Consider the following 23,278-nt stretch of genomic DNA (forward strand, 5'->3'; position numbering starts at 1 on the left):
GTTTAATTAATATGCGCCTCAAAACGGAACCCTATACTTGAATGAGGAATCCATTTAAGTTCAGAATGGGTTCTTTTTTATTGTTTAATTTAGCAATCCTTCTAATCCATTCGTGATTCTCCTCAATCAAATTTTTCGTGATATTTTATAGTGAATTGAAGAAAATAGTGTAAGGAAAGGAGGGATTGCTCTTGTCTGTAAAAAATTGGTTGGCTGGATTATTTGTGATGATAATGGTTATGTCCATTTCAGCCCCGCTACATGCGTTTGCAACAACAGAAAGCGAAACAAAACCTGTGGATACGGTCGAAGGGATGGTGGTCGAGTTACATGATGATTATTTTAATCCAGATGTGATTACGATAGCCAAAGGAGAACCGACAAAGTTGTTATTGAAAAATGAAGGTCAGAAGCAACATACCTTTACGGTGGAAAAGCTTGGTATCGATGTCGAAGTTCAGCCGGGAGAACAGAAAGCCATTATTGTAAAAACGGAAGAGACCGGTACATACGACCTCATATGTCGGTTTCATGAAAAAGAAGGAATGGTTGGAGAAGTAATCATTGAATAAAAAAACAAACTTTCTTTTTGAAAACGAGCAAAGGATAGAGGATAAATCTTTTTAAAATAAACGAAATAGCGATAGTCTAGCGTGAATGCTATTCTATCGCTATTTTTTATGACATGTTTCCACTGTAGATTAGGCTTTAATTCCGTTATTAAAATAGCGACCATAATGAAAGCGGCACGCGTAGCCATACGCATTGTATGCACCTCATGCCAAAAAATGCAACGACACCTATGAAGGAGGCTGTAATAAATTGGACGATAGTCAGTGATATCGCATCTTCTTTTTTTACAAAATGATGTGTGTGAAAAATATAAAAAGCAAACGCTACTGCGCAAGCAATCGATAGTGCATCTCCAATATTGATTGTTATGGACCTAATCTAAATCAGGATATATAGAAAACTTCCTAAGCTCTCTAACAACACGGGAAATAGGAAGGCCCACTACATTGTAGTAATCCCCATTAATTTGCTTCACTAGCAGAGCACCAAGGCTTTGAATACCATATGCACCTGCTTTGTCGTATGGATCCTTTGACGATACGTACCATTCAATTTCGTTAGTGCTCAGTGGCCAAAATTCAACCCGTGTACGTTCCACGAAAACTGTTCTCTCCTTACATGAACGAATCATGACACCAGTAAATACATCGTGTACGTCACCGCTGAGCGCTGAAATCATTTGGTAGGCTTGTTTCTTATTATTAGGTTTTTCGAATATCGTTTGTTTATAAGCAACTACCGTATCCGCAGCTAAAATCACTTCATCATGATTAATAGGAACGTTCTTGGCTTTTAGCATGGCCAGCTGTTTCACTTTTTCGATTGGATCATTGGTGGTAATTTGTGATTCATCTACATTAGGACTCTTGGAAGTAAAGGGAATTCTAACTTGATTTAGCAGTTCTTGCCTTCTTTGAGATGTTGAGGCTAAGATTAGTTTGTTCGTCATGAAAATTCCTCCTGATGGTGATTGTTATAGGTTTATTATAGGAGACTCATGGAGATTGTAAAAGCTATCAAGAAAGGAGGTCAGGAAGGCTTTTTATAAATTCAACCGCGAATTTCCCTATACAACATATTATTCTCTTAGGAATAAGACTGGTTTTACCCGTCTTATTTTTTTGCGCATTCAATAAATCAAGAAGAGTGTCCAAATGTATTTTATGTTTTAATAGACATATACCTAACCTTTTTCAAAAAAATCAATTTACGAAACGTAATATTTATACTAAACTATTGTTAACTAAACTTAAGAGGTGGTTGACAATGAGTGTGAGAAAACTTGTATATGTATCTTTATTTGCAACAGTTATGGGCGTATTAGGGCTAATTCCACCGATTCCATTGGGATTTTCACCAGTTCCGATAACGCTGCAAACATTAGGTGTTATGCTTGCTGGAAGTGTGCTGGGTGCTCGTTTTGGTCCGAAGTATGCTGCATATAGTTTAATTTTGTTTTTATTTTTAGTTGCAACAGGTTTGCCATTATTGTCAGGCGGCAGAGGCGGGCTTGGCGTATTTGTTACCCCATCAGGAGGGTTTCTCATTGGCTGGGTTGCTGGTGCGTTTATTATTGGTTACATATCCTACAAAATGAAAGAAACATCCCTATTTAAATTAATGGTAGCTAATTTTGTTGGCGGTATGCTGGTTATCTATCTGTTTGGGATACCATATCAGGCGTTTGTGATGGAAATCTCGATTGGGCAAGCTGCCATCCTGAATCTGATCTATTTACCGGGTGATTTCACAAAAGTTATGATTGCTTCGTTACTAGCTATAAAATTACAGAAGCGTGTTCCGTTTTTAAAGGAGGTCAAAGTTTAAATTGAAAGTGACAAGTACGTATGATAAGCATAAGGAATTAAACCCGAATAAGCCTGCAATTATTACAGAACAAAACTATCTGACCTACGGGGAATGGTATGAAATCGTACAACAAACCGCAGCTGCTTTTTCAATGGAAGAGGCTATTACAAGAAGGGTTGCTCTTTTTTTACCAAATGATGAAGTGTTTTTACAAGTATTTGCAGGCGCATGTGAGGCTGGCTGGGCTAGTATTATTGGTGACATGAGATGGAAAAAGGCTGAAATCGAAGCACGGTTGAAGCAAACTTCACCCGATTTCATTATAGCTGATAAAAGAATGCGTAACATCCTGTCTGATCTCCCTTACAAGGTTGTTTTTTCGGATGATTTGGCTCAGTGGGCAAATGGCAAAAGTTTTCAAAAGACAGATATAGAAGAAAATGTCCCATTTTATATTGGATTTACTTCCGGCTCAACTGGGATGCCAAAGGCTTTTATACGTTCGCATGAATCATGGGTCGATACATTTACATGCAATCGAGAAGATTTGGGGATGAGTGGGAGTGAACATGTACTGATTCCTGGGTCATTTGTAAATTCAACGTTTCTCTATGGGGCAATAAGTACGCTCTTTGATGGAGGAACGGTTTATTTGCTGAGGAAATTCAATACGGCACATCTAATGAGGACTATAGATGAATATCCTATATCAACGGTTTATGTTGTTCCGACAATGATACAGGCAGTGATAAATGAAGAATTTCAGAGTGATAAGCAGTTGACCTTTATTTCAACGGGGGCTAAGCTGTTACCAAGTGTGAAGAAGACATTTCGAAAACAGTTTCCTAGTGTGACCATCCATGAATTTTATGGTGCGTCAGAGCTTAGCTTTGTTTCGCTTATAAAAGATGATGCGGATAAAAAAAATGATACTTCTGTTGGCAAAGCTTTTCATAACGTAGAGATTTGCATCATGAAGGAAGATGGGGAAAAAGCCGAAGTTGGGGAAGAAGGAATATTGTATGTGAAAAGTAATATGTTTTTTGATGGTTATATCAATAATCCAGTCGAAACCAAAAAGGTACTTCAAGGAGATTGGGCGACCGTTTATGATATTGCCAAAATGGATGAAGCTGGGTACATATACATTCTTGGGCGGAAAAATGACATGATTTTATATGGGGCGTACAACATTTACCCGCAGGAAATAGAAAAAGTGCTAAAAAGCTATCATGGTGTAAAAGAGGCGGCAGTCATTGGAATCAGTGACGCATATTGGGGAGAGAAGGTGGCCGCTTTTATCGAGGGCGATGTTTCGATTCAATCATTAAAAACCTATTGTCTTAAAAACTTAGCGGCATACAAGATCCCTAGAATCTGGAGGGAAATCGACTCCTTTCCGGAAACAGCTGGTGGCAAGATTTCCCGTCAAGAATTGAAAAAGCAATTCGAACAAGGGAGTTATGTATGAAAAAGGCAGTGATTGTAAATGCAAAACGAACGGTAATTGGAAAGGAAAATGGTGTGTTGAAGAACTATTCTCCTGAACAATTAGCATCTTTTGTCATCCGGGATCTTACAAAAGACCTTAACGAACCTGTTGAAGATATCATTTTAGGAAATACGGTTGGTCCTGGCGGAAACCTTGCTAGACTTTCAGCTCTGGAAAGTGGTCAGCCATATACTGTTCCAGGAATAACCATTGATCGGCAATGTGGTTCTGGGCTAGAAGCAATCCGACTTGCTTGTCACCTCATTCAGGGAGGTGCAGGGGATATCTATATTGCAGGTGGGGTGGAAAGTGTAAGCACGTCCCATTTTAAAAGTCGAGCGCGTTTTTCGCCGGAGCATATTGGTGATCCGGATATGGGCATTGCAGCTGAGAATGTTGCTGGGAAATATGGGATTACAAGAGAAATGCAGGATGAATTTGCGACTTTAAGCTATCAGCGATCGCTTGAATCCTTTGATAAAGGATATTTTTCTGATGAGATGGTCCGGATTGCAGGTATTCCTTTAAGAGATGAAGGGTTAAAACCGGATTTGAATTATGAGCGGATGCTAAAGCGCGTGTCCCCTTGTTTTAAGAAAAATGGAACGGTGACAGCTGGTAATTCTTGCGGTGTCAATGATGGGGCGGCAGCTGTTCTGATTATGTCAGAAGATAAAGCAAAGGAATTGAATCTGCAACCAATCCTCAGTTTTGTAGATAGCAGTGTAACTGGAGTCGATCCGAACTATCCAGCATCAAGTCCGGTTCAAGCCGTTTCAAAGCTCCTATCTAAAACTAATTTATCCATAGAAGACATCGACCTAATTGAACTAAATGAAGCTTTTGCGGTAAAGGTTGCTTTATTTGCCCAAGCGTTTTCTATTTCGTATGACCGTATAAATCCAGAAGGCGGTGCGATTGCGTTAGGGCATCCATATGGTGCATCGGGAGCGATTCTTGTGACAAGATTGTTTTATGAGGCCCAGAGACTTGTGCCCAATTACTGTGTTTCAGCAATTGGAATCGGTGGTGGTCTTGGTATAGCGGTGCTATGGGAGAGAATAACATGAAGTCAAAAAGGGTTGTCGTGACAATCACAGAAAAAATGGTGGAAAACTATGAAGCGATTTTTGGTAAACAAAATCAATTGCCGCCGACCTTTCCGATGCTATTTTATAAGTATATCGAGGTGCCATGGGAATACGAGGCAGAGCCAATTCATCGAAAGCAAAAATGTGTTTGTTATTCTCAACTTATGATCGGCGAGAGCTACGAATGTGAAGTTTTGCTTGATCGAAAAGTAAGAAGAGGGGTGAATACATTTTATACACAAACCCTTGTCGGTTTCGATTTGGGTGGAAAGGAGAACTTTCGATGTGTGTCCGAACTAGTTGTAAGGTCGTCTTAACAGAAGAAAAAGTAAAACAATATACGCTATTATCAGGTGATCAAAATCGCATTCATCAAGATGAAAAAATTGCAAAGCAATACAAGTATAAACGGCCGATTGCCCATGGAATGCTAATCATGGGTATTGGTGCTGAGCTTTGTTCTACACGTTGTGAAAGCAATGTGATGATTTCCAACTATGAAATGCATTTTCTGCAGCCAGTATATGTGAATGACGAGCTGAAACTGATTGTGGAGAGGAAAAACGATTTACAATGGCTTGAAATCAGGGGAACAGTCGATGGTGTACAAGTGGTAAGAGGGAGAGTCAGGTTTCGAAGAGTAGATAAGGATGAGAAGAATACATAATTGTTTCAGGTAGCTCTAAAATAGTTATAGTTTGCTATAATAATAGCAGAACATATAAATACAAAGGGGGGCTTTTGATGCTGCAAAAACTATCCGCAGACAAACATAAACAGCCATACAAAGGCTATTTCACAGTAACTCGCGTGCAGCCTGGTGATATTATTGATCAGCAGTTTCATGATACTGCATTTGGACCTTTAAGTGTTATTGATCATGCTGTGATGAAAAAAGGACTAACAATCAAAATGCATGAGCATGTTAACGATGAAATACTAAGCTATGTTTATAAGGGGACATCAAATCATAAGGATTCTGCAGGATTAGAAGCACCAATATTTCCTGGGAAAATTATGATGATGAATGCTGGTTCTAGCTTTTGGCATGAGGAGAAGGTAGACCAGGAAGACGTAGAAATGCTGCAAATCTTCGTGCGGCCAAGAGTGGCAGACCTGGAACCAAGAATACAATTTCATGATAAAGAGGTAGCTAATCGAGAATGGTATGTGATGGTAGGTCCAGAGGATAGTCAGGCACCGTTGCATGTTAGAAATAATGTTTACATTCTTGACGCTCACCCAAAAAAGGGAGATGTCTTAGATATTCCTGTTTATCCAGGGCTCGTGCCTTTTTTTTATGTGCTAGATGGAGAAATTGAAATTGGAGATCTTCAGTTAAAAAAGAAGGAAGCCATAACGGACTTAGAAAACTTGCTTCCAGCAATTACAGCAATAGAGGACACGTCTGTTGTCTTATTTTTTGTCGATATGGATGCAGTGATGTCTATGTCTGGGACGATTAGTGGGAATGCAAGTAATCGTTAAAGAAACGACGTTTACTAAAATCAATGAAAGGATCGGAACAATGTTACAAAAAATGAAATCATATAGTCAGCTTTTTATCGCAAAGAAATCGTTGAAGACGCTGTTAAAAACGAATCGTTACGAGTCCGAAGAAGTAATGAAAAATTACTATAGAGCATTGGTAGAGAATAATCAACTGAATGAGGACTTAACAAAAGGCTCCGTCGAAGGCAAGAATAAACTTTCCAAACAATTGATTGATTCTTTTGTTGAGCTTCGAGAACATCTGCATGATGAAGATTTCTATACCCAAGTAGCAAAGCAATGGGTGAAAAAGTAAATAGGGGTTCGTTTTTTTTACGAACTGATACTATAGCCGAAAAACAAGTAGAGAAATTAATAATTTTTTAAAAGAGTACAGGGGGAGGTTAAAATTAATTATCCATTTCGTTTAACATTTTATTTAGTTGGGGTTATTGTATTCAGTGCAGGTATTACATTAACCATTAATATGCAGCATCTAGGGATACATCCATGGGATGTGCTCAGTGTTGCTTTTTATGAAAAATTAGGTCTGTCGATTGGTTCATGGAATATCATCATATCTGCGATTTTGATCACGATAACGTTTGTAATAGGCAGGGAATATATTAAGCTTGGTACGTTTATGAATGCCATTCTAGTAGGAGTTTTCGTCGATCTGTACCGTTGGCTGGATATTTTGCCAAATGCAACACAGTCATGGACCGATATCTTATTCATCATTTTAGGCATTGTTATCATGGGATTTGGTGGTGGAATGTATAATGCAGCAGGTTTGGGAGCGGGTCCAAGGGATGGATTTATGCTGTCAATTGCCGATAAGCTGGCAGCGCCAATTGGCAGAGTGCGGATTATCACTGAATGTAGTGTACTTGTTATTGGACTTTTAATCGGCGGTCCAGTCTTTATCTTTACATTTATCTTTACGTTTATTCAAAGTCCAATCTTCCAGTTTACATATTTGAGACTGGGTAGGGTTGTACTGCAACGGGATTACAAGCAGCCAGATAGAGCAACTGATGCAAATTAATAAAAGCACTTCATTTCTCCTAATATAACTGGGCAACTATGGGTATAGCTATCCATATAGGAGGTATGTGATGCGTATTATTGAAAGATTGAAACAGGGAAATACATCATCGGGTATTGCTGCACTTGGAAACACGTTTTTAGCTGCCATTAAAGGTGTAGCTGCTGCATTCAGTGGCAGTGGTACGATGTTTGCCTCAGCCATGCATTCCTTAGCAGATGCGGTTAATCAAGGCTTTGTTTATTTTGGTAGTGTTCTTGCCGAATTGCCACCCTCGAAGCGTTTTCCAGCAGGGTTTGGCCGTGTTATTAATATCTTTTGCATGATTGCTGTAGTTGTTGTAACGATAATGGCATATGAAACAATTAAAGAAGGCTGGCATTTATTACAGCATCCAACAGAATCAACGCACTTTTGGCTTAATATAATCATTTTATTGATTGCGTTTTTGATTGATGGATTTATCTTGTATAAAGCAATGAAAGAAATCAGGATGGAAACCGGAGCCGATAAAGCTGTCTCCATCATTCCTTATGCGTTTAAAAACGTAAATAAGGCTTCTCCTGCAACAAGGCTTGTGTTTTATGAAGATTTGGTTGCTACGGCTGGTGCGGTACTAGCGATTATTGGGATTGTACTGGCGCAATTTTTCGGTATCCTTGCCGCAGATGGAATAGCTTCTATGATTATCGGGGTTTTAATGCTCTATGTCGCCTTTCGGGTTGGCTATGATAATATGGTTGGGTTAATCGGTGTAGCTGCTCCAGCTGAGATTCAGGATAAAATATACAACTTATTATTAAAGGATGAAGATGTCGTTGATATTCAACGGATACGGATGATTCAAGAAGGTCGGTTGTACCATGTGGAAGGTACGATTGAGCTAAGAAAAGGACTAACATTAGATGAAGCGGATGATATTAAATATCGTTTAAAAGATGTTTTATTAAGGGAGTCTGAAGTTGCCGATGTTTTGTTGGGGATAGTAGAAACAGATGATATACAGAATTGGAAACCAGAAGATAAAAAATAGACATGTGCTGCATGTTTATTTTTTTTGTATTTTAAATGGAATACCATTATGGAGTAGAACAGTAGTTAGAAAAACCAATTTTAAGTAAAGAAAAATTCAACTTTTTAGGAGCAACCTCGTCTATATTTATTTTTTGTGCGCTGGTAATATATGTTGGTCATGCTAAAATAAATAGGAGCGTTGATAGGAGGGGGAAAAATGACAAATATTGTTTATTATACGGACAAGCTAACAGAAGAATTATACGCTATTTTAGATGATTTATTATTTTTTGCGACAGATCAGTATCAAGAATTTATTTACAATCAAATCGAAGCGATGATTGGGCAGCTCGATATCCTTGAAGAATATCGGGATGGATTGTTTCAATCTTTTATTTGGATGGCTATCTTCTGTATTCGTGATACAGACGGCTTAACAATATACCAACATTACTTACGGAAGAATCGGCAACGATGGGAAAATAAAAGCGTGAAGTTACGTGAAGTATTATATAGTTGGCTTAAAATGAATCCTAGTTTTTATCATGTAACAAAAGCAGGGAGTAGAAGTGGGAGGGTATTTATTTTTCAAGATGTAATTTGTAATCAATCAAGTGTCGTTTATTATCCTAATTTGAAATCTCCGGTTCCGAAGAACGGTGATCTGATTAGCGGGTTGCTTATCCCTTTTGGGAATGATTTTTATATAACTATTAGTAGGCTACTACAAGTGAAAGCAGGTGCTAGAAAGGAGACAGAGAGATATGTACGGAATTTTTCTGTACAATCTAGCAAATGGAAATTAGAACTGCAGGATTATATGACATTAATGAAGCAGACATACAAGATGCCTGTAGAATAATACTCTCCTTAATTGAAAACAGGTTTTATGATAATACGACGCTAGGAGAGAAAAACCAAAGAAATAATGATTTCTCTGGCCTGTTTTTAAATAGAAGACTCCACCGTTTCTCCTAACGATTTTCTCTCAATATCGTAATCATCAATAATATTCTCCATGTACCACCAAGTTAAAAACATAGCAATGAGTGTTACAAGTACAATGATAAGTATAACTACTTTCCCTTTCATATAGGACACCTCTTTCGCCTAAAGATAGGTTACCAAATTCGTTTATACCTGTAAATATATAATTCTTAACGTGAATAAATGAATAGTATATGCGCTTTATTGCTATTTTGATAACTAGCATAAATTATGGTATGATAATCTTTTGGAAAATATTAAATGGAGTCGTTCAAAAGCTTCATATACAGATTAGGAAGAGGTAAGGGATTGAAGATCGAACAATTAAAACAAGATTGGTTTGGGAATGTTAAGGGAGATATCCTATCTGGAATTGTCGTTGCTTTGGCACTTATTCCAGAGGCAATTGCATTCTCTATTATAGCGGGTGTAGATCCAATGGTTGGTCTATACGCTTCTTTTTGTATTGCAGTTGTTATCGCATTTGTCGGCGGAAGACCAGGAATGATATCTGCTGCAACGGGTGCGATGGCATTATTGATGGTAAACCTTGTTGCAGAATATGGGCTGCAGTACCTGTTAGCAGCAACGATTTTAACAGGAATTATTCAATTCATCTTTGGGGTATGCAAGTTAGCAAAAGCAATGAAGTTTGTCCCACATTCAGTCATGATTGGGTTTGTCAATGCATTGGCTATACTAATATTCGTTGCTCAAATTCAACATTTTATTGGTGAAACGTGGATTATGTACGTACTCGTTGGATTGACTTTAGCAATTATTTACCTTTTCCCGCGTTTTACGAAGGCAATACCGTCTACATTAGTTGCAATTATAGTTGTTACTGCTATTGTAATTCTCGGTAATATTGATATACGAACGGTTGGGGATATGGGCGCTTTAACTCAGCAGTTACCAGTCTTTTTTATTCCGTCTGTTCCATTTACGTTAGAAACATTGATGATTATCTTCCCGTATTCTTTTGCTTTAGCAATTGTTGGGTTATTGGAATCACTTTTAACAGCGAATATTGTAGATGATATGACAGATACGGAAAGTGACAAGAACAGGGAGAGCCGCGGACAGGGAATCGCCAATATCATAACAGGCTTCTTTGGCGGGATGGCTGGCTGTGCAATGATTGGACAATCTGGGATTAATGTAAAATCAGGTGGAAGAGGTCGATTATCCACGTTTATAGCGGGTGCATTTTTGATGTTTCTTATTGTAGTCCTAGGCGACTTCGTTGTACAAATACCGATGGCAGCTCTAGCAGGTGTTATGGTGATGGTCTCCATTAGTACGTTCGATTGGTCTTCGGTACGTAATATTTTAAAAGTACCACGAACCGATGCGTTTGTAATGGTTGCGACGGTTGCTATTGTTCTTGTGACGAACAATTTAGCATTAGGAGTTTTTGCAGGTGTGATGTTAAGTGCCATCTTTTTTGCGGCGAAAATTTCTAAAGTAACGGTTACAGATAGCCTTGTTGAAGCTAGGAATACGAGGATTTACGAAATAGTAGGACAGCTGTTCTTCGCATCTGTAAGTGACCTGCCGAAGCGGTTTAACTATGAAGATGCTGTAGAGCATGTTGAAATTGATTTGACTGATGCACATCTATGGGATGATTCAGCAATAGCTGCATTGGATAAAATTGAATCGAAGTTTAAAGATGCTAACATTCGTGTTACGTATACGGGGTTAAATACGGAAAGTAAGCAACTGAAAAATAAAATCCAAGGTATTCCTTCCGAACATTAATTTTGTTGTGCTATGATGGTAGAAAACGATAAACGGGGTGGTGCGTTTGTTTAAACGAATTTTACTTGCAGTTGATGGCTCAGAGCATTCCATTCGTGCTGTAAAATATGCGATCGAACTTGTTAAAAAGTTTGATGGCGTCATTGAAGCCGTTTATGTTGTAGATGAGAATACCGCCAAGAAGGATGTACTGTACGCTACAAATAAGTTTGAGATCGAAGCAAAACGGAAGGAAAAAATAAAACCGATTCGGGAATTATTGGATCAATCGGATGTTGTTTTCGGAACGCACGTCCTTCATGGAGAACCTGGGCCACGTATTGTTGAGTTTGCAGAGGAAAGAGAAGTTGATTGTGTCGTGATTGGGAGTCGTGGATTAAATCAAGTACAGTCCTTTCTTCTGGGAAGTGTCAGCCATAAGGTTGCAAAGCGTGCAGCATGCCCAGTCTTAATTGTTAAATGATCCTATAGAACAGAAAAACTGCCCAATTGATAGGCAGTTTTTCTATGGAAAAAATTCTTCAATTTCTACTACTTAAAAAATAGGATGGAAAAAATGCCATCCTATTGAACAGCCCCAGCTACAGCATAGTCTTCTAAATCAATTTCAAGTTTCTCACCTAATGCTAGATTTGCTAATTGCATACCGATGTATGGTCCCATTGTTAATCCAGTAGAACCTAGTCCATTCGCAAGAAGTAATCCTTTGAAATTAGGTAGCTCGCCGATTACAGGAAGAAATCCCGGGGTAACTGGTCTAAAACCGATTCTTGTTTCTAATACGGTGCTATTTCGTAATCCTGGTGCTACTTCAATCGCTTTATTTAAAATTTCTTGCATGCCACCAGCTGTATTTCGGTAATCAAATCCTGTGTCATCTTCGTATGTTGTACCAACGACAATTCGTCTATCATCAAATGCTAGCATATACTGATTATTCGGTGGCATGACAACAGGCCATGTAGATGTATCCATGTCAGGAACTGCTAGATGCATAATTTGTGCACGCTGTGGGGTGACTTGAAATGTCACGCCAAGTGGCTGGATCAGCTCATTCATCCATGCTCCTGTTGCTGCAATTACACAATCTCCATCAATGGTTTTTCCATCTACAGAAATTCCAGTAATTTGAACGTCTTCTGTCATTAGGCTTGCATTTCCCGTAATAAATTCAGCACCATGTTTTTTCGCAGCTTGAAGCAGCGCATCCCGTAGTTTACGCCCATCAACTCTAGCGGCACCACTAACATGTACGGAGCTATATTCTTCAGAAAGAATTGGGAACATGGACTTCGTCTGTGTCGAATCAAGTAAGGTGATTTCACCAATTTCTGGGGCGGTTTCCCGGCGCTTGATTGCACGGTCACGCATTGCGAGAAGCTTTTTTTCATCGGTGTGGAGACTAATCACACCTACTTGTGCGTATCCAACATCCTTTTCACCGTCGTCTAGCAATTCATTGATTAACTCATGGTACATCCGTGCCCCATTTTTGGCTAAGTTGTACCATGCTTTATTTCGACGCTGGGAAAGCCATGGACATACAATTCCCGCGGCTGCATCTGTTGCTTGTCCCTGATCGTTTCGATCGATGATAACAACTTTGGCACCCTTTTTAGCGAGATGGTAGGCTGTACTAGCTCCTAATATTCCAGCTCCAATTATAATGCATTTCTTACTCATATTACCCGACTTTCAGAACTTGGTGCATTGCTTTGATTTTTCCAATATGCTCTGCTTCATGAAAAGCAAGCATGATTAACAAATCTCCATGTGTTTCGATGCTACCAAACGGTACCTTAAACTTAACGTTCGATTTCCAAAAAAGATCATCAAATTCATTTACGCGATTTTGCTGATTTTCCAGTGCTTCGATTAGTACATCTAATGTCGGAGCCTCAGAAGTCCAATCACTAGGTTTTGTACCTGAACTAAATAGCTCTGCAAAATCCTTAGGAATATGTGTTGACTTAGCAGGATATCTAAATAGAAATTTTTCTGTTACTACAAGTGCATGTCCAATGTGCCAACGGATGGTATTATTGAAGTATTCCGATTGGCGATCAACAGTATCTTCGTCTAATTCTTTAATAAATGTCAGTAAGGAAGTTCTTGTTAAATTGAATTGTTTTCGTGACATATTTATCCCTCCAATAGTATTGATTATAATGGAAATAGCACTACTTTAACAATTATATCGAATTATATAGAGGAAATTGTAGATTTCTCAAGAATAATAAAGGAGTAGGAAGTTTAGATAAACAGTTTAACGAAGTATGATTATTTCAATTCCATTCAGAAGGGCTGAAGGGTATCTATATAGAAATCGTACATGTGTTGAATAAAGATAGGATACAATGAAGATATTGCTCAAGCTCTCGAACGTGGAATAATAAACTGTTTTCATTAATTGGAACAAGGGGGTGTCGCTTTGGTGAAAGAGAAAAAAATTAAATTGGGATGGTTCGGCTGGACGATGATTGGAGTTGTTTTGATTACGGTGATTGCATCTAGTTTATTCTTTTTTAATGTATTCCAACTAGATATGAAGTCCCTATTCCGCGATGATGAATTGGTCGGATCGGTTGATCAGAATGATATTTCGGAAGAAGCAATGGGAGAAATTAATCGGGTGCGTGCTACTATTGGGGGTGAAAATGCGGAATTGGGTCGGTTTATTCGGGCGATGCATGAATTTTATAATAAAACAACTGGATATGGTGGGATAAATAATCTGGATTGGGACGAGCAAAGAGAGCAAGCAGAAACAGTTATCGATAGGATTGAAGGGATTGATACAGAAATAACAGATGAATCGTTGCTTGCGGATTTAAAACAAATTGTTGACTTAGCAAACCGTATATCGGATGAGCAAGATAGCGAGCTTATACGAAGTTTGCATCGTTATTTTCATGATTTAGATATTGCGTTGAATAATTACACAACCTTTGATCGAATTTGGAATGTAACGGAAACATTAAAAGGCATAGAATAAGTCAAAAAATAACACATAGCGACAAAAAATATGGTACTCTAGTACAAGAGAAAATTCACATCAAAGGAGTTATAAAGTATGACTAAACCATTCATTTTTGGACATAAGAATCCAGATACAGATACAATCTGTTCGGCTTTAGCTTTTGCGGATTTGAAAAATAAAATAGGTGAAGAAGCAACACCAGTAAGACTTGGGGTTGTTAATAAAGAAACGCAATTTGCGCTAGATTATTTTGGGGTAGAAGCGCCTGAACAAATTGAAAAAGTAGAAGATGGTGCGAAGGTTATCTTGGTCGATCATAATGAATTCCAACAAAGCGCAGAAAACATTGAAAATGCACATATTATAGAGGTTGTTGATCATCATCGTGTTTCTAACTTTGAAACGAGAGAAGCTTTATATTTTCGTGTAGAGCCAGTTGGTTGTACGGCTACGATTTTAAATAAAATGTATAAAGAGAAAGGCATTCCTGTTACGAAGGAAATTGCTGGGCTACTTTTATCAGCGATTATATCTGACTCTTTATTGTTAAAATCTCCGACATGTACTGCGGAAGATGTAGATGCAGCACATGAGCTTGCAGAAATTGCTGAAGTGAACATTGAAACCTATGGTTTGAAAATGCTTCAAGCTGGAGCGGATTTAAGTGATAAATCTGCACGTGACTTAATTACGATGGATGCAAAAGAATTTTCAATGGGTGAAGCAAAAGTCGAGATTGCTCAAGTAAATGCGGTTGATACAAGTGATATTTATAAGAGTCAGGCAGAAATTGAAGCGGAAATGGAGAAAGTAGTGAAAGAGAAAGAACTTGATTTGTTCCTATTCGTTGCAACGGATATTCTAAACAATGATTCCGAAGTGCTTGCAATTGGAAGCGGGAAAGATAAAGTAGCATCTGGATTTGCTGTGACATTTGATGGCAACAACAGAGCTCTGTTAAAAGGAGTCGTATCACGTAAAAAACAAATTGTAACAACCTTAACGGATGAATTCTTAAAATAAGCAACAAAAATGGATCTCTACCTAGTACTGGGTAGAGATCCATTTTTGTTAGGGTATATAAATAAAAAAGCTTTCCCAATTAAGGGAAAGCTTTTTTGATTTCACTTACTTACGCTTTGTTAACGTTAGTAGCTTGTGGTCCACGGTTACCTTCTTCGATATCGAAAGTTACTGTTTGACCTTCTTCTAAAGTTTTGAAACCTTCGCCTTGAATTGCTGAGAAATGTACGAATACATCGTCTCCACCTTCAACTTCGATGAAACCGAAGCCTTTATCTGCGTTAAACCATTTTACTGAACCTGTGTTCATAAAAAAAACCTCCATGTGCATTTTGCACGTTTATTACTATTTTTGTTCAAGATACAACTCAAGACGAAATCACTAAAGAGATACTACTGTCTATCCTGTATTTCTCACGAACAACAATAAGTATTTATATTATAGCATAGATGTCTAAAAAATATCCACTTTTTTTAAAAAAAGTTTCAAATAGAATTTTTTTGCTGTTTAAAGAGCTGTTATAGCAACGTTTGCAGTGAATTTCCAATTTAAGATAGCGCATAATATCACTCTTAAAATAGAAACTAAAATGAAGCCGAAAGGAGTGAAACGAGATGTCAAAAAATCCAAAAGGTCCGAAGCAACAAGAGAAGGTGAATTTACCAAAAAGTCCAGTACAGCCATATGGTGAGCCATTGAGTGGCTCCAAAAAGGATAAAAATACGAATCATTCCAGACAAAATCATAATCCACATCATGGTTTATAATCGTTTTTCGTATTTAAGGAGCATAATCAGTTACGATTATTGCTCTTTTCTATTTTACCCCCTAATATTATAATTGTGTTACGAATTATTATTTAGTGTAATACTTTTTAAAGGAGAAATTAATGATGTGGAAAGAGTTTAGGGAATTTGCTTTTCAAGGGAATATCTTTGACCTAGCTGTTGCAGTGGTAATTGGTTCAGCTTTTGGTGCAATTGTAACATCCTTTGTTGAAAATATTATTACGCCTCTCGTAGGGATTTTAGCAGGGGGTATTGATTTTACTGGATTAAGTATAACGGTTGGAAATGCGGAAGTATTATATGGCAATTTTATTCAATCCTTTGTTGACTTTTTGATTATTGCATTTGCAATCTTTATGGCAATCCGTGTCTTGTCTAAATTCAAAAAGAAAGAGGAAAAGGCAGTTGAAGAGGAAGTTGATAAACAAGAACAGCTGCTAACCGAAATCAGAGATCTATTAAAAGAACAACATGTAAAATAAAAACCTGCAGATTATGCTTCTGCAGGTTTTTTGTCTTTTTGGTAAGTATTATACATTTTCTTAGCAATCAATTGCTGAACAATCATGAAGATTCCACCGACAGCCCAGTATAATGGCAATGCTGCTGGAGCATTTAACGAAATTACCCCGATCATGATTGGTGAGAGGAGCCCCATGAATGTCATCTGCTTTTTCATTTTTGGTTCCATTCCAATTAAGGAAACTTTGAATTGGAAAAAGTATATGATCACAGCTAGCATCGTTAGGATAATATCCGACTGTCCTAGATTAAACCAAAGAAAAGAATGGGAAGCAATTTCAGGTGTTCGGAGAATCGCATAGTAAAACCCAATTAATATGGGAAACTGTATGAGCATTGGTAAACATCCACCAAGTGAAGCTAATGGATTTACCTGATGTTTTCCATAAAGCTGCATTAATTCCGACTGCATTTTCTTCTGTTCTTCTACATCCTGCTTGTTGCGGTACTTCCCTTGTATTGCATCCATTTCTGGTTTTAATACGTTCATTTTTTCCTTCATTGCAGCATTATTCTTAATTTGCTTTAGCATGATAGGCATCAAGGCCAATCGAATAAATAGTGTCAATAGGATAATGGATAGTCCATAGTTATCATTGAAAAAACCGGCTAAGCCCTTTATTAATACTGAAAACGTATAGACGAAATAATGATCAAACCAGCCAGTCGAATTAGCACTTATCGGCTCGGTTGCGCCTTGACAGCCTGCAAGTAATACGATCGATAAAAGTCCAAGTATGATAAAGCTATATTTCTTAAGTTTGATGAATACAGAAGTTGATTCCATTTTTGCCCTCCTCGATTTTTATAACGATAAAAACCTAGAGAAAAGCTGTCTTCTTCATTATCATCTGGTATTTCGATCCGTTTTGTTTTATTAGTTATCCAACTACGTATATCAAGTACTGTTGCAGTTAATTCAGGCACGGAAAGCAATTGAAATTGCAATGCATGTGACCTTCGAATATACATATCTGTTTGATAGGTGTTTGGATGATTGTAAATTCGAATGGGAATGATTGAAAGCAATAAACCGATATAAAAATAAATTGGCGAGAACTCATTCAATAATTCGGATAAGAGCTCGATGAACATCTGTATTCACCTCCGTTCTAAAATGTACTATTATCAAGTACGATTCAAAAGCAGTTTAGGTTTCATTTTTTTATAAATTTAATTCCGTTTTGATATAAGCCTGGAATTAAATTGAAATGATGGTTGAGCGTTAACCCGCTCCGAAGACCCCGCAGAGTGGTTTTCTCGAGGAGGCTGAGGCCGTGCCCGCGGAAAGCATCCGTCCGCAGCGATCCCGGACGGCGGCAGTTGCTCCTGCCACAGCAATTAGTTAGGAATTTATATAAATTGATTGTTTATAAAGGTTATGAGAGCCCGAACAAGGAATGATTTACTTTAAACGGTTACTCATAAAGGTGATAAGAGCTCGAACAAAGAGAGAGTCACAGCAAGTGTTTGGCTCATTGGGGTAACGAGTGCCCGAAACACTAACTCAGTAAATGAAGTAATCACATTCAAACGAATCACTGCACTGCGTTACATGTGAATATCAGTCTGTAGACGTAGTTGATTTACAACTTCGGGTAGTAGCTGTGGGATTAATTTCTAATTAGAATGAAAATAGATTAAAGAGAGGATGAAATAAATGGAACCAATTATTGAAGTTCAGAATCTTAAGAAATCCTATAAAAAACGAAGGTCAAAGGAGTATGTACACGCAGTTAGTGATGTCTCCTTTAAGGTAAATCGTGGTGAAATTCTTGGCTTGCTTGGACCGAATGGAGCTGGGAAAACAACAACAATTAAAATGATCTGTGGATTGCTCATACCGGATTCAGGTACGATTCGAATTAAAGGAATCGATAATAAGGAGAAACGGCTAAAGGCGTTACGTCATATCAGTTCAGTGCTGGAAGGGAATCGAAACCTTTACTGGCGTCTAACAGTTAAGGAGAACCTGGAATATTTCGCAGGTAATCGCGGAATGTCACGGAAGGATGTAAGCGAACAGATTGAGGATCTTTTAACAAAATTCAATCTAAAGGATAAGGAAAATGAGCTCGTTAATCGGCTTTCCAGAGGGATGCAACAAAAGTTAGCGATTGCTGTTGCGATGCTAGCTGAAAGCGAGGTTATCTTGCTTGATGAACCAACCCTTGGCTTAGATGTCGAGACGGGTTATGAAGTTCGGGAAATTTTAAAGGCGATTGTTCGGGATTACAATCGAACGATTATTATTAGCTCACATGATATGGATGTTATTCAGGATATTTGTGAGCGCACCGTTATTATAAATCAAGGAAAGGTTTTAACAGATGATCGAGTAGAGAACCTATTAAAATTATTTGAAGTTCGTGCCTATACTATTACACTTGGAGACCCATTGAGCAGTCAGCAACAGCAATTACTTCTGCAGAAATTTCCACAACATGACTATCAACAAGATGCCTATCAATCCAGTTTAAATATTGAATTAGCAAAAAGTGAAGGAATCTATGATCTATTCGATGTGCTTCAATTAAATAATACGTCAGTAGAAGCGATTGATCGAAAGACGATTAACTTCGAACAAATATTTATGAAAATTGTAAAGGGGGAAAAGCAAGATGCGATGGTTCAATCTTCTTAAAGCAAATACGAAAAAGGAATATATCGAATTAAAACGCTATTTGCCAAATACAATTGCCATGCTGCTCACCTTTTATATTATTTTTATAGGAATGTTCGCAGGGATTCAATTAATTGGGGACCCAAGTACACAAGATAGCAATATTCAGTATGCTATTGTAAATTATATTTTCTGGTTTTTATCCTTTATGATTATTAATAGTATCGGCTATGAGATTATTAATGAAGCGATGAAAGGAACGTTAGAGCAACTTTCTATGTCACCGATGGGAATGTGGAGAATTATGACAACCCGGTTAATTTCCACAACATTAATTAATCTCGTTATCGTGATTGTATTATTATACTTGTCAATGGCAACGGCAGGACAGTGGTTGAATATCGATGTTGTAACGATTGCTCCAATCTTATTGCTAACTTTGATTAGTATGTTTGGTGTGGGATTTATTATTGCAGGAATATCAATCATTCTAAAACAAGTTCAAGCTTTTTTACAGATCCTGCAATTTATTTTAATGGCGTTAACGTTTATTCCCTTATCGTTATCGCCGATGCTTGCTTTTTTACCTTTTGTAAAAGGGATTGACCTAGTACGTGAAGTGATGATTCATGGGGCTACATTTAGCCAGCTTCAAGTCGGGGATTTTATGATATTAGGATTCAATGCACTAATTTATTTCGTGATAGGACTTGGAGTGTTCCTGTATTGTGAACGTGTTGCTATGACAAAAGGATTAATGGCACATTATTAGAGAGCTTTTTATTTTTTTAGGGAGACAACGCCTAGGGATTAGGACTCTAAAGAATAAGTTTTTTAAAGCAGGGAACGCTTTTTCCAGAAACGTTGTAATGGATGCCGAGATTTCAAAGAAATTTTGCAGGAAATAGGTACATGTCTCATACATTCCCTAAGCAATTAACATAGGTTAGAAGTGAACCAATAATAGAAAGGGGATTATTTAATGAGACATCGTCATGGACGTCATTGTGGTTGTCATTCATGTAAGACAATTGTACATCCGACTAAGTATAACTGTGTTGATACTTTCTCAGAAAGTACAGTTAACCATGTGCATCCTTCCCATACGACTGTAACAAACCATCATTTAGTTAAAAATAACCACGTATTTCCACACTCAACATCTTACCAAAACACAACAAATAGTGTTGATGTGTATGGAGGTTCCTTCCAAACTCCTGGCGGTCCGGGACAAGTAGCAGGAGCTATGTCACCAGGGTTCGGTCCAGGAGGTCAAGTAGCAGGAGCTATGTCTCCAGGATTCGGTCCAGGAGGTCAAGTAGCGGGAGCTCAGTCACCGGGGTACGGTCATGGTCCAGGAGGTCCGTCACACGGGTGTGGACATCACTGGAAAAAACCTTCAAAATGGTGTTAACTAAAGAAAAGAGCTGGCACAATATAGAGTTGCCAGCTTTTCTCTTTTGAATGATAGGAAGGCATACCCCGTTCCTATAAATTGGAATGAAAACATTCGCTTAGGAAGTTTCGTGAATGTCAAGTTTTCGAATGAGGTGTTTCTACATATGAAAGTTTTAACTGTATCTGGCTATAAACCAATGGAATTGAATATTTTTAAAGAAAATGACCCACGTATAACGTTTATTAAAGCAGCTATTGAAAAAAGACTAATTGGTTTTATTGAAGAAGGATTGGAATGGGTATTAATTTCCGGGCAAATGGGTGTTGAGTTATGGACTGCTGATTTAGTACTCGATTTGAAAGAGACGTATGATATTAATATTGGCGTCTTTCCACCTTTTGAAAATCAGGACAACCGCTGGCCTGATCATATAAAAGAAAAATACCAAGAATTAATTATGATTGCAGATTTTTATAAACCTCTGTATCAAGGTGATTATAAAGGTCCTTATCAGTTCAAGGCCAAAAATATGTGGTTTGTAGACAAGAGTGATGGCTGTCTCTTGTTAATGGATGAGGAATTTCCAGGAAGCAATCGATTCTTCTATGAATCGGCAAAAAAAGCAGATAAGGATTATCCGATATTCACGATTACACCAGCGGACTTGGATGATGCTGTAGAGGAAATCAGAATGTCGGACCCTGATTATTGGGAATAAGCGTTTGCTGTTCATCTAACCTTTAAACATTTCACTTTCCTGTGCATATTATCTATGGAAGACAAAGATGATGAGAGGTGGAATGAGGATGTATTATTCGTATGTACCTCCTTACAGACAACCTGCTTCGAGACAACAAGACCGTATGCTAACAGTGACGGGGAATGGCAGGGTGTCAATTGAACCGGATATAGCTAGTATTCAGCTTGCTGTTATGACGGAGGATGAATCGTTAAGCAGTGCGCAACAGGAAAATGCGCAAATCATGAATCAAGTTATTCAATCGTTGGTGGATTTAGGTGTACCAAGGGAAAACATCCGTACAACATCCTATCAAATTTTCCCGAGATATGATTTTGTAGATGGCCAGCAAATATTACGCGGATATGAGGTTACGAATCAGATTTCAGTTCGTATTACCCCGATTTCCGAGGTTGGAACAGTTATTGATACTGCTGTGCAGAATGGTGTTAATCGAGTATCAAGTATTCAGTTTTCGGTTGCTAATTCTCAAGACTATTATCAACAAGCGCTTGTCCGAGCACTTGAGAATGCACAAGCAAAAGCCCAAACGATTGCAGAAAGCTTGCAAGTAGACCTTGATCTTACACCAGTCAAAATTACGGAAGAGTTTTCGGAAACCCCTGCTGCGTTCAAAACAATGGCGGTTTCTGCAGAAAGCTTTTCTACCCCAATTGAACCTGGACAAATTGGTATCCATGCTGTTGTAGAAGTTCAATTTCAATACTAAGTAAACCAAGGGACCGAAAATGTACGTCCCTTGGTTTACTGCTACCATAGATAGTCTAGAATGTCTTCATGAAATAGGTTTGTATCAATGTTCATTCCATGATCAAATCCACGTGCATCATTTACGTGATTGTAAATGACAAGTATTTGGATGTCTTTGTCATGGAGAAATTTACTTCATTATATCTATTGTTATTCTTTGAGAAGGAATAGCCGCGACCTAGAGGGAGGCATTAATCGTTTGTTATATAGTCAATTCTGGTGGTAAATCATAGGAAGCATTATAATAATAGAATAGCGATGTGCGGGGGTGTTTTTAGTGGACTTTGTGTTGAATTTGGTTGTTTATGCAGTACCATTTTTAATCTTGTATTTTGTTATTGCTGCAGCTGTTAAAAGAGGAATTGACAGATCAGAAGTAGGGAAAATGTTAGTGGAAAAACATTTGGAAAAAAATAATAAAAAATAAATAAAATCGTTGGTAGATAAAAGTATTGCAAATCAGTTGCAATGCTTTTTTAGATGCAAAAAATTGTTAATGCCTACTCCTTTTTAAATTAATTGATGATATAATGTTAGAAACTATTCGAATTCAGTAACAATTATAAAAGGATGAGTTTTATGGACTATTTAATTCGGAAAATGAAAAAGCGAGATATGAAGCAAGTTCAAGACATTGCGAAAACGAGCTGGAATGCCACATATGAAGGAATTATTCCGTTAGAAATTCAAGAACGTTTTCTGAAGGCTGTTTATAGTAAGCAAAATTTAAAATGGCGCTTAAAAAACACAACTTTTTTTGTTGCTGAAGTAAATCAAGGAATAGTAGGCTTTGCTAATTTTTTTCGAGTTCCTGAAAGCGGGCGAGTAGAGCTAGGTGCGATTTATATATATCCCGAGTACCAAGGAGCAGGAATTGGAACAGCATTTTTAAAGGTCGGAATGGAGAAACTTGGTATAAGAGAACTTCATTTGAACGTGGAGAAAAATAATCAAATCGGAATGACCTTTTACCGTGCCAAAGGATTCGAATCTGTAGCCGAATACGATGATTATTTGGATGGTCACACCTTGAAGACTGTTCGGATGGTGTTACGTGTAGGTGAGAAGGGAATATAAGATATTCCTATATGCAGATGTATGCGTATACCATTTTGCGAAAATAAGGAAATTACGATAGAAGAATACACTAAATTAAAGGGGAG

31 protein-coding genes are annotated in these 23,278 nt (G+C 37.8%); 24 read left to right on the forward strand and 7 right to left on the reverse strand.

Going from position 1 to position 23,278, the window contains the following annotated elements:
* Positions 1–191 precede the first annotated feature (191 nt).
* Positions 192–572, forward strand: coding sequence for a cupredoxin domain-containing protein (locus tag F1560_RS09330; RefSeq protein ID WP_149474351.1), 381 nt, complete (start codon positions 192–194; stop codon positions 570–572).
* 374 nt (positions 573–946) lie between these two features.
* On the opposite strand, the gene F1560_RS09340 is transcribed toward F1560_RS09330, so the two are convergent.
* A complete protein-coding gene (locus F1560_RS09340) occupies positions 947–1,522 on the reverse strand; it encodes a Maf family protein (RefSeq protein ID WP_149474352.1) in 576 nt (191 codons plus the stop codon).
* A gap of 317 nt (positions 1,523–1,839) precedes the next feature.
* Here F1560_RS09340 and F1560_RS09345 point away from each other — a divergent pair, with 317 nt between their 5' ends.
* From F1560_RS09345 to F1560_RS09390, 10 genes are all read left to right on the forward strand, one after another.
* Positions 1,840–2,400 carry a biotin transporter BioY gene (locus tag F1560_RS09345; protein ID WP_149474353.1) on the forward strand — a complete coding sequence of 187 codons (561 nt, stop codon included), beginning with the start codon at positions 1,840–1,842 and terminating at the stop codon, positions 2,398–2,400.
* Between the two features lie 7 nt (positions 2,401–2,407).
* Positions 2,408–3,853: an AMP-binding protein gene (locus F1560_RS09350; protein ID WP_246811929.1), complete on the forward strand. Its 1,446-nt coding sequence runs from the start codon at positions 2,408–2,410 to the stop codon at positions 3,851–3,853.
* Positions 3,850–4,944, forward strand: coding sequence for an acetyl-CoA C-acyltransferase (locus tag F1560_RS09355; RefSeq protein ID WP_149474355.1), 1,095 nt, complete (start codon positions 3,850–3,852; stop codon positions 4,942–4,944). The genes F1560_RS09350 and F1560_RS09355 overlap by 4 nt, the downstream gene beginning before the upstream one ends.
* On the forward strand, positions 4,941–5,282 hold the full coding sequence (locus F1560_RS09360; RefSeq protein WP_149474356.1) for a hypothetical protein: 342 nt from the start codon (positions 4,941–4,943) through the stop codon (positions 5,280–5,282). The genes F1560_RS09355 and F1560_RS09360 overlap by 4 nt, the downstream gene beginning before the upstream one ends.
* Positions 5,249–5,632, forward strand: a complete 384-nt coding sequence (locus F1560_RS09365; RefSeq protein WP_149474357.1) for a MaoC family dehydratase — start codon at positions 5,249–5,251, stop codon at positions 5,630–5,632. Before F1560_RS09360 ends, F1560_RS09365 begins: the two co-directional genes overlap by 34 nt.
* 77 nt (positions 5,633–5,709) lie before the next feature.
* Positions 5,710–6,453 carry a pirin family protein gene (locus tag F1560_RS09370; protein WP_149474358.1) on the forward strand — a complete coding sequence of 248 codons (744 nt, stop codon included), beginning with the start codon at positions 5,710–5,712 and terminating at the stop codon, positions 6,451–6,453.
* Positions 6,437–6,772, forward strand: a complete 336-nt coding sequence (locus tag F1560_RS09375; protein WP_149474359.1) for a hypothetical protein — start codon at positions 6,437–6,439, stop codon at positions 6,770–6,772. The genes F1560_RS09370 and F1560_RS09375 overlap by 17 nt, the downstream gene beginning before the upstream one ends.
* Before the next feature lie 93 nt (positions 6,773–6,865).
* Complete coding sequence (locus F1560_RS09380; RefSeq protein WP_149474360.1) at positions 6,866–7,504, forward strand: YczE/YyaS/YitT family protein; 639 nt, start codon at positions 6,866–6,868, stop codon at positions 7,502–7,504.
* A gap of 70 nt (positions 7,505–7,574) precedes the next feature.
* A complete protein-coding gene (locus F1560_RS09385) occupies positions 7,575–8,537 on the forward strand; it encodes a cation diffusion facilitator family transporter (protein ID WP_149474361.1) in 963 nt (320 codons plus the stop codon).
* 198 nt (positions 8,538–8,735) lie between these two features.
* Entirely contained in the window at positions 8,736–9,380 is a 645-nt protein-coding gene (locus tag F1560_RS09390) for a hypothetical protein (RefSeq protein WP_149474362.1), read from the forward strand.
* 86 nt (positions 9,381–9,466) lie between these two features.
* Here the strand turns inward: F1560_RS09390 and F1560_RS22110 are convergent, their stop codons facing one another.
* A complete protein-coding gene (locus tag F1560_RS22110; RefSeq protein WP_187773679.1) occupies positions 9,467–9,610 on the reverse strand; it encodes a hypothetical protein in 144 nt (47 codons plus the stop codon).
* Positions 9,611–9,814: 204 nt separating this feature from the next.
* Here F1560_RS22110 and F1560_RS09395 point away from each other — a divergent pair, with 204 nt between their 5' ends.
* Both F1560_RS09395 and F1560_RS09400 read left to right on the forward strand, forming a co-directional pair.
* Positions 9,815–11,269 (forward strand): SulP family inorganic anion transporter, encoded by a 1,455-nt coding sequence (locus tag F1560_RS09395; protein WP_149474363.1) that lies wholly within the window; start codon positions 9,815–9,817, stop codon positions 11,267–11,269.
* A 40-nt stretch (positions 11,270–11,309) separates the two neighbouring features.
* Positions 11,310–11,732, forward strand: a complete 423-nt coding sequence (locus F1560_RS09400; protein WP_342780250.1) for a universal stress protein — start codon at positions 11,310–11,312, stop codon at positions 11,730–11,732.
* Positions 11,733–11,833: 101 nt separating this feature from the next.
* On the opposite strand, the gene F1560_RS09405 is transcribed toward F1560_RS09400, so the two are convergent.
* Both F1560_RS09405 and F1560_RS09410 read right to left on the reverse strand, forming a co-directional pair.
* The gene (locus tag F1560_RS09405; protein WP_149474365.1) at positions 11,834–12,952 is read right to left on the reverse strand and encodes an NAD(P)/FAD-dependent oxidoreductase; all 1,119 of its coding nucleotides are present in this window, start codon (positions 12,950–12,952) and stop codon (positions 11,834–11,836) included.
* Position 12,953: 1 nt separating this feature from the next.
* The gene (locus F1560_RS09410; RefSeq protein WP_149474366.1) at positions 12,954–13,409 is read right to left on the reverse strand and encodes a DinB family protein; all 456 of its coding nucleotides are present in this window, start codon (positions 13,407–13,409) and stop codon (positions 12,954–12,956) included.
* Positions 13,410–13,703: 294 nt separating this feature from the next.
* Between F1560_RS09410 and F1560_RS09415 the strand changes: the two genes are divergently transcribed.
* Together F1560_RS09415 and F1560_RS09420 are read left to right on the forward strand one after the other, a co-directional pair.
* A complete protein-coding gene (locus F1560_RS09415) occupies positions 13,704–14,264 on the forward strand; it encodes a hypothetical protein (RefSeq protein ID WP_246811923.1) in 561 nt (186 codons plus the stop codon).
* 78 nt (positions 14,265–14,342) lie between these two features.
* Positions 14,343–15,272, forward strand: a complete 930-nt coding sequence (locus F1560_RS09420) for a manganese-dependent inorganic pyrophosphatase (RefSeq protein WP_149474368.1) — start codon at positions 14,343–14,345, stop codon at positions 15,270–15,272.
* 109 nt (positions 15,273–15,381) lie between these two features.
* Here the strand turns inward: F1560_RS09420 and F1560_RS09425 are convergent, their stop codons facing one another.
* Positions 15,382–15,582 carry a cold-shock protein gene (locus F1560_RS09425; protein ID WP_067724698.1) on the reverse strand — a complete coding sequence of 67 codons (201 nt, stop codon included), beginning with the start codon at positions 15,580–15,582 and terminating at the stop codon, positions 15,382–15,384.
* A 305-nt stretch (positions 15,583–15,887) separates the two neighbouring features.
* On the opposite strand from F1560_RS09425, the gene F1560_RS09430 reads away from it, so the two are divergent.
* Together F1560_RS09430 and mscL are read left to right on the forward strand one after the other, a co-directional pair.
* Positions 15,888–16,040, forward strand: a complete 153-nt coding sequence (locus F1560_RS09430; protein WP_149474369.1) for a small acid-soluble spore protein P — start codon at positions 15,888–15,890, stop codon at positions 16,038–16,040.
* A gap of 125 nt (positions 16,041–16,165) precedes the next feature.
* A complete protein-coding gene (mscL, locus tag F1560_RS09435; protein WP_149474370.1) occupies positions 16,166–16,543 on the forward strand; it encodes a large conductance mechanosensitive channel protein MscL in 378 nt (125 codons plus the stop codon).
* Between the two features lie 11 nt (positions 16,544–16,554).
* On the opposite strand, the gene yidC is transcribed toward mscL, so the two are convergent.
* Positions 16,555–17,370: a membrane protein insertase YidC gene (gene yidC / locus F1560_RS09440; RefSeq protein ID WP_149474371.1), complete on the reverse strand. Its 816-nt coding sequence runs from the start codon at positions 17,368–17,370 to the stop codon at positions 16,555–16,557.
* The gene (locus F1560_RS22115) at positions 17,262–17,678 is read right to left on the reverse strand and encodes a hypothetical protein (RefSeq protein ID WP_187773680.1); all 417 of its coding nucleotides are present in this window, start codon (positions 17,676–17,678) and stop codon (positions 17,262–17,264) included. Before F1560_RS22115 ends, yidC begins: the two co-directional genes overlap by 109 nt.
* Before the next feature lie 565 nt (positions 17,679–18,243).
* Between F1560_RS22115 and F1560_RS09445 the strand changes: the two genes are divergently transcribed.
* The 7 genes from F1560_RS09445 (at position 18,244) to F1560_RS09470 (ending at position 23,192) form a co-directional block, all read left to right on the forward strand.
* Positions 18,244–19,227 (forward strand): ABC transporter ATP-binding protein, encoded by a 984-nt coding sequence (locus F1560_RS09445; protein ID WP_149474372.1) that lies wholly within the window; start codon positions 18,244–18,246, stop codon positions 19,225–19,227.
* Positions 19,205–19,978: an ABC transporter permease gene (locus F1560_RS09450; protein WP_149474373.1), complete on the forward strand. Its 774-nt coding sequence runs from the start codon at positions 19,205–19,207 to the stop codon at positions 19,976–19,978. Before F1560_RS09445 ends, F1560_RS09450 begins: the two co-directional genes overlap by 23 nt.
* Before the next feature lie 210 nt (positions 19,979–20,188).
* Positions 20,189–20,620, forward strand: coding sequence for a spore coat protein (locus F1560_RS09455; RefSeq protein WP_149474374.1), 432 nt, complete (start codon positions 20,189–20,191; stop codon positions 20,618–20,620).
* Between the two features lie 148 nt (positions 20,621–20,768).
* A complete protein-coding gene (locus tag F1560_RS09460) occupies positions 20,769–21,323 on the forward strand; it encodes an SLOG family protein (RefSeq protein ID WP_149474375.1) in 555 nt (184 codons plus the stop codon).
* 88 nt (positions 21,324–21,411) lie between these two features.
* A complete protein-coding gene (locus F1560_RS09465; RefSeq protein ID WP_149474376.1) occupies positions 21,412–22,074 on the forward strand; it encodes an SIMPL domain-containing protein in 663 nt (220 codons plus the stop codon).
* A 318-nt stretch (positions 22,075–22,392) separates the two neighbouring features.
* On the forward strand, positions 22,393–22,542 hold the full coding sequence (locus F1560_RS22120) for a hypothetical protein (protein WP_187773681.1): 150 nt from the start codon (positions 22,393–22,395) through the stop codon (positions 22,540–22,542).
* A 152-nt stretch (positions 22,543–22,694) separates the two neighbouring features.
* The gene (locus F1560_RS09470; RefSeq protein WP_149474377.1) at positions 22,695–23,192 is read left to right on the forward strand and encodes a GNAT family N-acetyltransferase; all 498 of its coding nucleotides are present in this window, start codon (positions 22,695–22,697) and stop codon (positions 23,190–23,192) included.
* Positions 23,193–23,278 lie beyond the last annotated feature (86 nt).

It is taken from the genome of Oceanobacillus polygoni (assembly GCF_008304605.1).
GTDB classification, from domain to species: domain Bacteria; phylum Bacillota; class Bacilli; order Bacillales; family Amphibacillaceae; genus Oceanobacillus; species Oceanobacillus polygoni.

Bases quoted from the DNA above. Each gene is read 5' to 3' on its own strand.
- mscL (WP_149474370.1), top strand. From the start codon at position 16,166: ATGTGGAAAGAGTTTAGGGAATTTGCTTTTCAAGGGAATATCTTTGAC.
- F1560_RS09370 (WP_149474358.1), top strand. From the start codon at position 5,710: ATGCTGCAAAAACTATCCGCAGACAAACATAAACAGCCATACAAAGGC.
- F1560_RS09365 (WP_149474357.1), top strand. From the start codon at position 5,249: ATGTGTGTCCGAACTAGTTGTAAGGTCGTCTTAACAGAAGAAAAAGTA.
- F1560_RS22115 (WP_187773680.1), bottom strand. From the start codon at position 17,678: ATGTTCATCGAGCTCTTATCCGAATTATTGAATGAGTTCTCGCCAATT.
- F1560_RS09445 (WP_149474372.1), top strand. From the start codon at position 18,244: ATGGAACCAATTATTGAAGTTCAGAATCTTAAGAAATCCTATAAAAAA.
- F1560_RS09345 (WP_149474353.1), top strand. From the start codon at position 1,840: ATGAGTGTGAGAAAACTTGTATATGTATCTTTATTTGCAACAGTTATG.
- F1560_RS09390 (WP_149474362.1), top strand. From the start codon at position 8,736: ATGACAAATATTGTTTATTATACGGACAAGCTAACAGAAGAATTATAC.
- F1560_RS09410 (WP_149474366.1), bottom strand. From the start codon at position 13,409: ATGTCACGAAAACAATTCAATTTAACAAGAACTTCCTTACTGACATTT.
- F1560_RS09375 (WP_149474359.1), top strand. From the start codon at position 6,437: ATGCAAGTAATCGTTAAAGAAACGACGTTTACTAAAATCAATGAAAGG.
- F1560_RS09430 (WP_149474369.1), top strand. From the start codon at position 15,888: ATGTCAAAAAATCCAAAAGGTCCGAAGCAACAAGAGAAGGTGAATTTA.
- F1560_RS09460 (WP_149474375.1), top strand. From the start codon at position 20,769: ATGAAAGTTTTAACTGTATCTGGCTATAAACCAATGGAATTGAATATT.
- F1560_RS09355 (WP_149474355.1), top strand. From the start codon at position 3,850: ATGAAAAAGGCAGTGATTGTAAATGCAAAACGAACGGTAATTGGAAAG.
- F1560_RS09450 (WP_149474373.1), top strand. From the start codon at position 19,205: ATGCGATGGTTCAATCTTCTTAAAGCAAATACGAAAAAGGAATATATC.
- F1560_RS09385 (WP_149474361.1), top strand. From the start codon at position 7,575: ATGCGTATTATTGAAAGATTGAAACAGGGAAATACATCATCGGGTATT.
- F1560_RS22110 (WP_187773679.1), bottom strand. From the start codon at position 9,610: ATGAAAGGGAAAGTAGTTATACTTATCATTGTACTTGTAACACTCATT.
- yidC (WP_149474371.1), bottom strand. From the start codon at position 17,370: ATGGAATCAACTTCTGTATTCATCAAACTTAAGAAATATAGCTTTATC.
- F1560_RS09425 (WP_067724698.1), bottom strand. From the start codon at position 15,582: ATGAACACAGGTTCAGTAAAATGGTTTAACGCAGATAAAGGCTTCGGT.
- F1560_RS09470 (WP_149474377.1), top strand. From the start codon at position 22,695: ATGGACTATTTAATTCGGAAAATGAAAAAGCGAGATATGAAGCAAGTT.
- F1560_RS09360 (WP_149474356.1), top strand. From the start codon at position 4,941: ATGAAGTCAAAAAGGGTTGTCGTGACAATCACAGAAAAAATGGTGGAA.
- F1560_RS09465 (WP_149474376.1), top strand. From the start codon at position 21,412: ATGTATTATTCGTATGTACCTCCTTACAGACAACCTGCTTCGAGACAA.
- F1560_RS09455 (WP_149474374.1), top strand. From the start codon at position 20,189: ATGAGACATCGTCATGGACGTCATTGTGGTTGTCATTCATGTAAGACA.
- F1560_RS09340 (WP_149474352.1), bottom strand. From the start codon at position 1,522: ATGACGAACAAACTAATCTTAGCCTCAACATCTCAAAGAAGGCAAGAA.
- F1560_RS09420 (WP_149474368.1), top strand. From the start codon at position 14,343: ATGACTAAACCATTCATTTTTGGACATAAGAATCCAGATACAGATACA.
- F1560_RS09405 (WP_149474365.1), bottom strand. From the start codon at position 12,952: ATGAGTAAGAAATGCATTATAATTGGAGCTGGAATATTAGGAGCTAGT.